At 67.4% G+C, this 11,612-nt stretch carries 10 protein-coding genes; 3 read left to right on the forward strand and 7 right to left on the reverse strand.

Annotation, left to right across the window (positions count from 1 at the left end):
* Positions 1-21 precede the first annotated feature (21 nt).
* The 6 genes from AC3ZI9_RS10735 to dapA form a co-directional block, all read right to left on the reverse strand.
* Positions 22-459 (reverse strand): helix-turn-helix domain-containing protein, encoded by a 438-nt coding sequence (locus tag AC3ZI9_RS10735; protein ID WP_444554606.1) that lies wholly within the window; start codon positions 457-459, stop codon positions 22-24.
* A gap of 168 nt (positions 460-627) precedes the next feature.
* Complete coding sequence (locus AC3ZI9_RS10740) at positions 628-1,116, reverse strand: CinA family protein (protein WP_444554607.1); 489 nt, start codon at positions 1,114-1,116, stop codon at positions 628-630.
* Positions 1,113-1,721: a CDP-diacylglycerol--glycerol-3-phosphate 3-phosphatidyltransferase gene (gene pgsA / locus AC3ZI9_RS10745; RefSeq protein ID WP_444561787.1), complete on the reverse strand. Its 609-nt coding sequence runs from the start codon at positions 1,719-1,721 to the stop codon at positions 1,113-1,115. The genes AC3ZI9_RS10740 and pgsA overlap by 4 nt, the downstream gene beginning before the upstream one ends.
* A 9-nt stretch (positions 1,722-1,730) precedes the next feature.
* On the reverse strand, positions 1,731-4,652 hold the full coding sequence (locus AC3ZI9_RS10750; RefSeq protein WP_444561788.1) for an FtsK/SpoIIIE family DNA translocase: 2,922 nt from the start codon (positions 4,650-4,652) through the stop codon (positions 1,731-1,733).
* Between the two features lie 50 nt (positions 4,653-4,702).
* Entirely contained in the window at positions 4,703-6,409 is a 1,707-nt protein-coding gene (locus tag AC3ZI9_RS10755; protein ID WP_444561789.1) for a ribonuclease J, read from the reverse strand.
* 13 nt (positions 6,410-6,422) lie between these two features.
* Complete coding sequence (gene dapA / locus AC3ZI9_RS10760; RefSeq protein WP_444561790.1) at positions 6,423-7,340, reverse strand: 4-hydroxy-tetrahydrodipicolinate synthase; 918 nt, start codon at positions 7,338-7,340, stop codon at positions 6,423-6,425.
* A 197-nt stretch (positions 7,341-7,537) separates the two neighbouring features.
* Here dapA and AC3ZI9_RS10765 point away from each other — a divergent pair, with 197 nt between their 5' ends.
* Complete coding sequence (locus AC3ZI9_RS10765; protein WP_444554612.1) at positions 7,538-8,743, forward strand: heparan-alpha-glucosaminide N-acetyltransferase domain-containing protein; 1,206 nt, start codon at positions 7,538-7,540, stop codon at positions 8,741-8,743.
* A 6-nt stretch (positions 8,744-8,749) separates the two neighbouring features.
* Here the strand turns inward: AC3ZI9_RS10765 and AC3ZI9_RS10770 are convergent, their stop codons facing one another.
* Complete coding sequence (locus AC3ZI9_RS10770; RefSeq protein ID WP_444554613.1) at positions 8,750-9,535, reverse strand: GAP family protein; 786 nt, start codon at positions 9,533-9,535, stop codon at positions 8,750-8,752.
* Positions 9,536-9,660: 125 nt separating this feature from the next.
* On the opposite strand from AC3ZI9_RS10770, the gene AC3ZI9_RS10775 reads away from it, so the two are divergent.
* Positions 9,661-10,950, forward strand: coding sequence for a sensor histidine kinase (locus AC3ZI9_RS10775; RefSeq protein ID WP_444561791.1), 1,290 nt, complete (start codon positions 9,661-9,663; stop codon positions 10,948-10,950).
* On the forward strand, positions 10,947-11,606 hold the full coding sequence (locus tag AC3ZI9_RS10780) for a response regulator (RefSeq protein ID WP_444561792.1): 660 nt from the start codon (positions 10,947-10,949) through the stop codon (positions 11,604-11,606). The genes AC3ZI9_RS10775 and AC3ZI9_RS10780 overlap by 4 nt, the downstream gene beginning before the upstream one ends.
* Positions 11,607-11,612 lie beyond the last annotated feature (6 nt).

The raw sequence follows: 11,612 nt of genomic DNA on the forward strand, positions 1-11,612 counted from the left end.
CGTGAGGGGATGTTCCCGGCGTTAGTGGGTCGGGGCCATGCCCTGGGCCAGGCCTTCGGTCCATTCCTCGGGAAGGACCGTGGCGAACTCGTTGGTGAGGTCCGACGGGACGGTGTCGGGGATGTCGACGCCCTCGGCCATCGCGACCCGGTCGCTGACCTCGCGAAGCATCAAGGACAACGGAACGTCCAATGCCCCGCAAATCGATGAGAGCAGTTCGGACGACGCTTCCTTCTGTCCACGCTCCACCTCGGAGAGGTAACCAAGGGAAACACGGGCATTATGCGAGACCTCGCGTAGGGTCCTGCCCTGACGCTGGCGGACATCCCTCAGGACGTCTCCGATCTCGTGGCGGAGTACTACCATTTTGGGCTCCTTATGCTCGCGATGGGCATCTTCTGTCAGTCCCACATCGCGCCAACGGACGACGCCGTTTACGGATACGGGTTGCTTGACCATGTGTATCGCCTTACTCCTTTTGATCCTGTGCCAGGTGTCCCTGGCCGATGGGTCCTGTCATGGACCCTGTAGTTTTTTCAACTAACGGGACCTCGATTTTGTTCCCCAGCCCCCAGCCTAGTCACAAAACTGCCCCCACAGCCAGTATTCCGCGCCGGTGGTGGAGGCTCATTCCGCCTCGATGAGTTCCAGCAGTCGTTCCAGTGCCCTCTCACAGGCCTGGGCGCGGATGGCTTGCCGTCCTCCGGTGAACCGGAATTCGACCGCGCCGCTACCGTGGGGCCCGGCATGGCCGATGAAGACCGTCCCGACTTCCTTGCCGTCGTGGGCATCCGGGCCGGCCACCCCGGTACTGGCAACGGCGACGTCGCTGGTGCAGATCCGGCGGGCCCCGACCGCCATCCGACGGGCCACTTCCGCATCGACGGACCCCCTGCTCTCCAGCAGGGACGCGTCGACGCCCAGCACCTCCTGCTTGACCTGGTTGTGGTAGCTGACCACTCCCCCGCGCAGCACGGCCGAGGCTCCGGGGACATCGGCCAACGCGGCGGAGATCCAACCTGCCGTCAGCGACTCGGCGGTCGCCACGGTGATCCCCCGCCGGGTCGCCTCGGAGATGATCCGTGCGGCCAGCGCCGGGGTGCCACCGCCGGTCACGGGGTCTCGGTCCCTTGGCCGGCCGGGGCCATCCGCGCGGCCTGGATGATGTAGTCGATCCCCGTGTAGACGGTGATCAGTGCGGCCAGCAGGATCACGATCAGGGCCACGATGGACAGCCAGGTGATCGCCGGGGTGAACGGCAGCAACAGCAGGAACAGGCCTGCCGTCTGGGTGACGGTCTTCAGCTTCCCGCCGCGCGAGGCGGCGATGACCCCGCGGCGCAGCACGGCGAAGCGCAGCAGCGTGATCCCGAGCTCGCGCACCAGGATGACGATGGTGATCCACCACCAGAGTTCGCCCAGCCACGACAGGGTCACAAGGGCGGCCCCCAGCAGGAGCTTATCGGCGATCGGGTCGGCAATCTTCCCGAAGTTGGTGATCAGCCCGCGGCTGCGGGCCAGGTCCCCGTCGAGTTTGTCCGTATACATGGCCACGACGAAGAGGCCGACGGCCACCCATCTCAAGGCCGCGTGCTGTTGGTCATCGGCCACCAGCGCCCAGACGAAGAAGGGGACCATGATGATCCGCAGGGTCGTCAGGACGTTGGCGATGTTCAGGGTCGGGACATGGCCGGGGGCCGGTCCTGCAGGTGTATCAGTCACCCTTTCAGGTTACCGTCCAGTGAGGTTCCAGGCGTCTTCCGAACCGGAGTCGCCGTCGTCTTCATCGTGGTAGTCGGTGCTTTGGGCCCGTGAGGCGAGGTCCTCGGCCACCAGATCGGCGCCCTGGTGGTTCGCGTTGGCGTTCTCGACCAGGGCGGCCTCGGCCGGGGCCACCTCCTCGGGAGCAGCCGGAGCGGTGTCCCCGCGCATGGCGGCGAGCACGGCCGGCAGGTCGTCGGGCTGGACCAGGACGTCTCGGGCCTTGGACCCCTCGGAAGCACCGACGACGCCGCGTGATTCCAACAGGTCCATCAGTCGTCCGGCCTTGGCGAAGCCGACCCGGAGTTTGCGTTGGAGCATCGAGGTGGAACCGAACTGGGTGGTGACCACCAGTTCGGTGGCCTGCAGCAGCACCTCGAGATCATCGCCGATGTCGTCGTCGATGTCCTTCTTGGGCGCCGCCTCCACCGCGACATCCTCGCGGTAGACGGCCGTGAGCTGGCCCTTGACGTGCTCCACGACCCGGTGGATCTCGGATTCGGTGACCCAGGAGCCCTGCACACGCATCGGCTTGGAGACCCCCATGGGCAGGAACAAGGCATCGCCCTGTCCCAGCAGCTTCTCGGCTCCCGGCTGGTCCAGCACCACGCGGGAATCGGTGACCGAGGAGGTGGCGAACGCCATGCGGGAGGGCACGTTGGCCTTGATCAACCCGGTGACCACATCCACGGAGGGGCGCTGGGTGGCCAGGACCAGGTGGATGCCTGCGGCCCGGGCGAGCTGGGTGATGCGCACGATCGAGTCCTCGACGTCACGCGGGGCGACCATCATCAGATCGGCCAGCTCATCGACGATCACCAGCAGGTACGGGTAGGGCTTCAGCACCCGCTTGGAGCCCTCGGGCGGAACCACCTTGCCGTTGCGCACCCCCTTGTTGAAGTCGTCGATGTGCTTATATCCGAAGTTCGCCAGGTCGTCGTAGCGGGTGTCCATCTCGCGCACGACCCATTGCAGGGCTTCTGCCGCCTTCTTCGGGCTCGTGATGATCGGGGTGATCAGGTGCGGAACGCCCTCGTAGGCGGTCAGTTCCACCCGCTTGGGGTCGACCATGACCATGCGCACATCGTCGGGGGTGGCCCGCATCAGGATCGAGGTGATCATCGAGTTCACGAAGGCGGACTTACCGGCACCAGTGGCACCGGCGACGAGCATATGCGGCATCTTGGCCAGGTTCGCGACCACGAACCCGCCTTCGACGTCCTTGCCGATGCCCATGACCATGGGGTGTTCGGTCTTGCGGGCCGCGTTCGAACGCAGCACGTCGCCGAGGGCAACCACTTCCTTGTCGGTGTTGGGGATCTCGATGCCGATGGCACTCTTGCCGGGGATCGGCGAGAGGATGCGCACGTCAGAGGAGGCCACCGCATAGGAGATGTTCTTGGACAAGGCGGTCACGCGTTCGACCTTGGTCCCCGGGGAGAGCTCGATCTCGTACCGGGTGACCGTAGGCCCACGGCTGAAACCGGTGACGTGGGCCTCGACCTTGAACTGGTCCAGGGTGTCGGTGAGTGCCTTCACGACGGCGTCGTTGGCCTCGGAACGTTCCTTCGCGGGAGGACCTGCCGGCAGGAACTCCGAGGAAGGCAGGGTGTAGGCGACGTCGCCGGAGAGCTGGAGCTGTTCGGTGCGCTGCGGGATCGGTGACAAGGGGGCCGGCTGGGCCACCGGGTTGGAGGCCACGGTGGCGGGGGCCGCCGCGCTCCCGGAGCCGGCCAGCATGCCGTTGATCGCGGTGGTATCCAGCGCCTCGGTGGCCGGTTCCCCATCCTGCCCCGCAGCGGGGGTGCCCAGTCCGACGTCGTTCTTGACCTTTTCCATGGCCTTTTCGGATGCCGTGGGCCGGCGTACACCCGGGGGGATCTGCGGTTCCGGAACCGGTTTGGTCTGGGCATCACGGTCGTTGATGACGGCATTGTCATAGGCTTCATCGCCGGTGAGGCCTTCGCTTGCTGCTGCGGCGGCCTCCTCTTCCTCGCGTTGGCGGGCCCTGGCTGCCTTGCCGGCGCGGCGGCTGCGCTTGGGCCTGGGGGCCGCGGCACCGCGGTCGGCATAGAGGTAGCTCTGATCGTGTTCTGGATCGTTCGGGTCCTCGGGTTCACGGGGTTCGGAACCGGGCTCCGGCTGGCCCATGATCCATTCGTAGCCTTGGCGCAGACGGGCCGGGATATGGCGGAACGGGGTGGCGGTCATGATCATCACGCTGAGCACGGCGCCGGCGATCATGATCGCCAGGGCACCCCACTGGGTCAGCAGTCCGGCCAACGGAACGGTGATGAGGAACCCGACGACGCCGCCACCGGCTCGGAGCGCGTCGAGCGGTTCGTCCAGGGTCGGCAATCCGGCGGCGACATGGGCGATCCCGGCGATGGAGAATGTCGCCAGGGTCAGGCCGATGCCGATGCGGTTGTTGGCGCGGTTTTCGGCGGGGCGGCGGAAGAGACGGTAGGCGCCGATGAACAGCACCAGCGGCAGCAGCGAGGCCATGAAGCCCAGGGATCCGCCGAAGACGTTGTGCACGGTGGTTCCGTACCAACCGACCCCGCGCAGTCCCCACCACTCGACGCTGCCGACGATGACGGCGATGACGACCAGAAAGAGTCCGGTGCCGTCGCGACGAATGTCACGGTCCGGGCGCACGTCCTGGCCGATCTTGCGGAAGGCGCCGCCGATCACCCGGGCCAGGCCCATCCAGAGGCCACGGATGGCGCGTAGCGGCAGGGCGATGTCCTGGTCGGCCTCGGCGGTGTTTCCCACCGGCTTCGTCCCGCCCTGGCGCGTGGAACCGGAAGCCGGTTTTCCGCGCGCTGGAGTCTTGCCCGCCGGTTTGCGGCCGGAGGCCTTCGTCGGGGTGGGGGAAGTACGGGTCGCCATATGCGCAACCGTACAGGATCCAGGGGTCAAAACCCCGGATTCACACGCCTTCAGGCCTCCAGGACAACCGGCATGATCAGTGGTTTGCGGCGCAGGGTCCGTCCGAGCCAGGACCCGATGCTCCGGCGCACGACCTGCTGCAATTGGTGGGTGGTCGCCTCCGGGTTCTTCGCCAGCGCCTCCTGCAGGGCCGTGAGGATCGCCGGTTTGATGGATTCGAGCACGTCGGCATCCTCGGCCACCCCGCGGGAGTGGATGTCGGGTCCGGAGAGCACGGTTCCGCGCTGTCGGTTGATGACCGAGATCACGGAGATGAATCCTTCCTCGCCCAGGACGATGCGGTCCTTGAGGTCCTCCTCGGTGATGCTTCCCACTGCTGATCCGTCGACATAGACCAGCTCGCAGTCCACGGTGCCGACCCGTCGGGCCACCCCGTCTTTCAGGTCGACCACGGCCCCGTCCTCGGTGACCAGGATGTTCTGCGCGGGAACGCCGGTTTGTTCGGCAATACGGGCGTTGGCCAGCAGGTGCCGGGTTTCGCCGTGCACAGGCATGGCATGGCCCGGCCGCAGGATGTTGTAGCAGTAGAGCAGTTCCCCGGCGGAGGCGTGCCCCGAGACGTGGACCTTGGCCGTGCCCTTGTGCACGACGTCGGCCCCCAGGGCCATCAGGGAGTTGATCACCCGGAAGACGGCGTTCTCATTGCCGGGGATCAGGGAGGAAGCCAGGATGATGGTGTCCCCGCGGCCGACGGTGACCCGGTGGTCGCCGGTGGCCATCCGGGAGAGTGCCGCCATGGATTCGCCCTGGGAGCCGGTGGACATCAAGACCACCCGCTCCTCGGGAAGCCGGTCCGCTTCCTTGAGGTCGATCAGGATGCCCTCGGGCACCTCCAGGTACCCCAGCCGGGCGGCGATGCCCATGTTCCTGACCATGGAACGCCCGACGAAGGCGACCTGGCGCCCGTGCGTGGCGGCGGAGTTGAGCACTTGTTGGACCCGGTGGACGTGGGAGGAGAAGGAGGCGACGATGATGCGTCGGGTGGCCCGGGAGAACAAATCGTCCAGGACCGGCCCGATCTCCTGTTCGGCCGTCGTGAAGCCCGGGACGTCCGCGTTGGTGGAGTCGGACATGAACAGGTCCACGCCTTCTTCGCCCAGGCGGGCGAAGGCCCGTAGGTCGGTAATGCGTCCGTCCAACGGCAACTGGTCCATCTTGAAGTCGCCGGTATGCAGCACCGTACCGGCGCTCGTGCGGATGAATACGGCCAGCGCGTCGGGGATCGAGTGGTTCACTGCCACGAATTCGGTTTCGAAGCCGGCGAACGTGTGGCGTTGGCCTTCCTCGACGGTGACCAGCACCGGGGTGATCCGGTGTTCGAGAAGTTTGGCTTCGACCAGGGCCAGCGTCAGCTGCGATCCGATCAGCGGGATGTCCCCGCGCAACCGCAGCAGGTAGGGCACGGCCCCGATATGGTCCTCGTGCCCGTGGGTCAGTACGACGCCGACCACGTCGTCGATGCGCTCGCGGATGTAGTCGAAGTCCGGCAGGATGACGTCCACCCCGGGCTGGTGTTCCTCGGGGAAGAGGAGCCCGCAGTCCACGATGAGCAGTTTGCCGTCGATCTCGAAGACGGCCATGTTCCGCCCGATTTCCCCGATGCCGCCGAGGGGGACGATCCGCAGGACGTCATGGGCCAATGGCGGTGGCGGGTTCGGGTACGTTTCCTGCTCCGGCACGACGCTGGTTTCGCTCATCGGGGCCCCTTTCCTAGAGGTTGATTCCCGCCTCGGCCAGATTCGCACGAATGGGGGCCGCTTCGGCATCGGTCGGTTCCACCAGGGGCAGACGGACGATCGCGTTGGAGAGGACCCCCTGCCACTTCAGGACCGTCTTGGCGGCCACGGCTCCTTGGATATGCGACATGACGGCACGCTGGATGGGGTCCAGTTCGAAGTGCAGGGCCCGGGCGGTGGCCAGGTCGCCGGCCAGCAGGGCGTCCACCAGGCGGCGGTATGCGGCGGTGGCGACGTGGGCGGTCACGGAGATGACCCCCTGGGCGCCGGCGGCCATCAGCGGCAGCGTCAGCCCGTCGTCCCCGGAGTACACATCCAGGTCGGTGCTGGCCAGCACGCGGGTGGTGGCCTGGTAGTCGGCCTTCGCATCCTTCAACGCCACCACGTTGGGGTGTTCGGCCAGACGGATCAGGGTTTCGGTGCTGATGGAGATGCCGGTGCGGCCGGGAATGTCATAGACCATGACGGGCAGATCGGTGCAGGAAGCGAGCGTCTCGACGTGGGCCCGGACGCCGGCCTGGCTGGGCTTGTTGTAATACGGTGCGGTGACCAGCAGCCCGTGCACGCCGACCTTCGCGGCGGCCTGGGAGAGCTGGATGGAGTGGGCAGTGTCGTTGGTGGTGGACCCGGCGATGATCTTCGCACGGTCGCCCACGGCTTCGACGACCGTGCGGAACATGCCCACGTTCTCCTCGTCGGTCAGCGTCGAGGTCTCCCCCGTGGTCCCGGTGACCACCAGGTTGTCGCAGCCCTCATCGACTAGTTTGGTCGCCAAGGCCGCTGCCTGGTCGTAGTCGACCTCGCCGGCGGGCGTGAACGGGGTGACCATGGCGGTCCCCAGGTTCCCGAAGATGGCATCATGACGCGGGGTATTGGATTCCGGGGTAGGCATGGCACCACGTTACCCCGCACGGACCCCGAAACCGCCGAGTCCACGCGCCACGTGACCAAGATGACGCGCACCCGGCCGACGATGACGACGCGGGCCCGATTCCGCCGTCGTCCCCCCTCCGGCCGGTGGCCCGCCTTGATATATTCGACCGTGTGTCCCCGGCACCCCCGCCGCCCGATCCGATCCTCCAGGAGCCCATGCCCAGTCAGAGCGCCTCCGCCCCCGCTGGTCGGATCGCGGGGGTCGATGTGGCCCGCGGCCTCGCCCTGCTGGGCATGATGGCCACCCACATCCTGCCGTTGACCCGGGCCGATGATTCCGGCGCCGTCCATGCCACCTGGACGGCCACCTTGTTCGCCGGGACGTCCTCGGCACTGTTCGCGATCCTGGCCGGTGTCGGCTTGGCGCTGCTGACCGGGGGAAGCCGCCCACATACCGGGACCCGACTCAGGTCCGGGCGGCGCTCGGTCCTGATCCGGGCCGTGTTGATCACCGTCATCGGGTTGGGCTGTGGAGCGTTGAACACCAATGTCGCCGTCATCCTGGTGCACTACGGGGTGCTGTTCCTGATCGCCAGTGTGTTCCTCGGCTTGCGGTGGCGCACCCTCTGGTTCTCGGCGATCGGCTGGCTGCTGCTCTCCCCCGTCCTGTGGTACCTGCTCTTCCCGCTGGCGACGTCCCGCATCTCCCCGGCCACCGTAGGCCCCTCCCCCGGTCTGACGGACCTGCTGCGCCCGGCCTCGTTGGCCGCCGATCTGTTCATCACCGGCTACTACCCGGTCCTGGTCTGGACGGGATTCATCGTGCTGGGTCTGGCCCTGGGGCGCTGCCGGATCTCGCTGCCTCCGGTCGCCCTGGCGTTCACCGTCGGTGGTGCGTCCCTGGCGTGGGCGGCCCGGGAGCTCTCGGACCGGGTGATCGGAGCCAACGACGAGGCGCTGCGGACCTTGACGGCGATCACCGAGGGGAACGGTCTGCCCCTGGATGCTGCGTTGCTCTCCGGGCACGGCCTGGCAGGGGTCGAAGGGACCCCCTGGTGGTTCGTCCTCTCCGCACCGCATAGCAGCGCCCCCTTGGATCTGCTGCATGTGGCGGGGACCGCGATCGCCGTCCTGGGCGCCTGCCAGTTGCTGGCCATGGCACTGTCGGCGCTGCTCGGCCTGGCCGGAGAAGCACTGCTCTGGCCACTCTCTGGCGCCGGGTCCGCGACGCTGACCCTCTATGCCGGCCACCTGGTGGCCTTGGACGCGTTGAGCACCGTCACCGCCGGAATGCCGCGGTTGGGGTTGTACCTGTACTTCGTCGTCGGTTCCCTGCTGGTGGGCATCGGACTGAAGTGGGCCGGCCGGAGGGGCCCGCTGGAAGCCGGGGTGCATGCGCTCGCCCGCAGCGGCACCGGCTGATCCGGCTTAGAGCCCACCGACGGCGAAGCGCAGCAGCAGGAACCCGCCGACTCCCATGATCCACAACACCGCTTCGGCGGAGGCCTTGCCCAACCACTGGCCCAGCCGGTGCAGGGGTCCGTTGATGCGGTGGGCCAACAGCAGCCGGGCGGTCAGCAGCAACCCAGCCGGTAGCAACATGACTACGCAGTAGCCCGCCAGCAGCAGGAACGATCCCGCCCCGGCAGGACCTGAGACGGTCAGCACGCCGATCGCCGCTACATAGGGCAGCATGGTCGGCAGCTCGAGCAAACCGGCCACCAGCGCCAAAGTAAGCAGGCCGGCCGGGGTGCCCAGGGCCCTGCCGATGCGGGTCTTCCACCGTTCCTCGGCCGCTTCCTGACGGCCCTGCGGACCGGATGGCCCCGGTTGATCCGGTGCCGTCGCGGTTGCCCCGGTCGCGGTCGTGGCGTGCTGCGGTTTCGCCGTCCGGCGCACCGTCTTGCCGTCCTTGAGCGCGAACCACAGAAGCCCGGCGCCGCCGGCAAGCGCCACCCAATGGGCCGGGCGTGAGTCGATGAACATCCGGGCTCCGTCACCCCATACCTGGAGCACCGTGGTGGCCGAGGTCAGCATCAGCACGCCGATGAGGAAGTAGAAGACCCCGATCGTCACCAGGTAGATGCCGATCCGTCCGGCGATGCGCCCGACGTCGCGGCGCAACAGCAACCACACGGGGATCACCAGGGTGCCGATGCTGGTGCTGTCCACCAGGGCCAGGACGAGGAGTTTGAGCAGATTCTCAGAGGTCATGACCCCACACTCGTCGGATCCCGGCTGCCGCGCGTCCTGCCATCGATGCACCGGAGGTCATCCCTTCGTCCCATCAGGTGGCCTCCCGCCTTGGAACCACGGGCGGGGACGGGCACGATGAAACCATGAACGATACCGAACGGCCCGTTCTCCGGGTGCTGAGTGCCATCCGGCGCGAGGACATCCTGCTGGCCCTGGGCTATCCGGCGATGATGTGGTTGCTGTTGACCGTGAACAACGATGGCGACTGGGCCTGGTTCCCACCAGCTTTCTCGGCCTGGTGGCCCGCAGTGGCAGCCGTGGGGTCTGTGGGCATCCTCTTCCGGCGTGGGACGACGTTCCTGATGGCCTCCATGACCGGGACGGCGGTACTGGTGCTGTTGCTGATGGGCCAGACGACGGCGCTGTTCCTGCTCTGGGAAACCGTCTTCTCGCTGGTGCTCTTTGCCGGCGACCGGGTCTCCCGAATGACCGAAATCGCCTCCCTGGTCCTCACGGCCGTCGCCACTCTTTCCGTCCTGGCGGTCACGGCCGAGCTGCCTGCTGCCGTTCTGACGGCACTGATTGCCGGAATGTCGTTGCTGCTGCCGGCCGAATGGGCCAGCAATGTGCGCAAGGAACGCAAGCTGTCCGCGGCGGAGGCCACCCGTGCTCAGGCTGCGGAGGATGCCGTCAGGCAACAAGCCACCCTGGAAGCAGCCCGTCACGAATTGGCGGTGGCCTCCGAGCGCCAACGCATGGCCCACGAACTCCACGATGTCCTCTCGGCCCGCCTCTCGGCGATCGCCCTGCAGACCGGCGCTGCGCTGAGCACCGGGACCCGTGAACTCGCCGCCGAGGTCCTGTCCCATGTCCGGAAGGAAAGCGTCGCGGGGCTGAACGAGCTGACTTCGATGATCCGGATCCTGTCTTCGGGTGATGCCCAGGAAGCTGCGGGGTTCCTCGCGGACCTTGATTCGCTGGTCGCCGCCCATGCTGCTTCGGGGACCCGGATCACCCTGTCCAGCACGGTGTCGGGAACCGCGTCGATCCCCTCGGCACAACAGACTGCCGTCTACCGGGTCGTGGCCGAGTCGCTGGTCAACGCGCTGAGACATGCCCCCGGTGCCAATATCGCCGTCGTCGGGCAGGGTGGTCCCGCCGCCGGGCTGCTCCACGTCCGCGTCACCAACAGCCCACCACCGGCCGGACCTGGGTCCGCGGCAGATGCCGGGGAACCCGGGACCGGCACCGGGTTGCGGAGTCTTCGCCTGCGGGTGGAGCAGCTCGGCGGGGAACTGACGGCAGCAGTGCACGACGGCGGCTGGCAGGTCTCGGTTCGGCTGCCGGTTCGCGCCTCGGAGGAAGATTTGGAGCACTCTGGCGCTGGGCTCGCCGGCCGGGCCTCGGTTCCGCCGGCTGAGGGCCCGGCATGAGCGATATCACGGTGTTGTTGGCTGATGACCATGCGGCCATCCGTCTGGGCATGCGCATGGTCTTGGAAACGCAGCCCGGTCTCACCGTCGTGGGCGAAGCGGCCGACGGCGCCCGGGCGGTTCAGATGGCGCGGGCGCTGCGCCCCGACGTCGTCCTGATGGATCTGCGCATGCCGGTCGTCGACGGGATCCAGGCGACCTGGGAAATCACCGCCGAGGCCTTGTCCAAGGTCCTGGTGCTGACGACCTTCGACCAGGATGCCTACCTCTTCGGGGCGTTGGAGGCCGGGGCCGACGGGTTCCTGCTCAAATCGGCCGAACCGGCGGATATCACCGCCGCGTTGCAGCGGGTCCACGCCGGGGATTCGGTGATTTCCCCCGAGGTCACGGCACGAATCGTCAGTGCAGCGGTGGCCGCCCGGACGGCGCCACCCATCGCTGACGCCGCTTCCCTGGATGCCGCTGCCGCGGTGGAGACGCTGACCGCCCGCGAGCGTGAAGTGCTGAAGTGCCTGGGTGAGGGGTTGTCCAATCAACTGATCGGACGTCGGTTGGATATTTCGGAGACGACCGTGAAAACCCACGTTTCGCGGGTCCTGGCCAAGCTCGGCCTGCAGTCCCGCGTGCAGGCTGCCTTGTTTTCACGTCGGAGCTGATCGGCC

This window comes from Arthrobacter sp. AOP36-F1-5 (assembly GCF_058137995.1).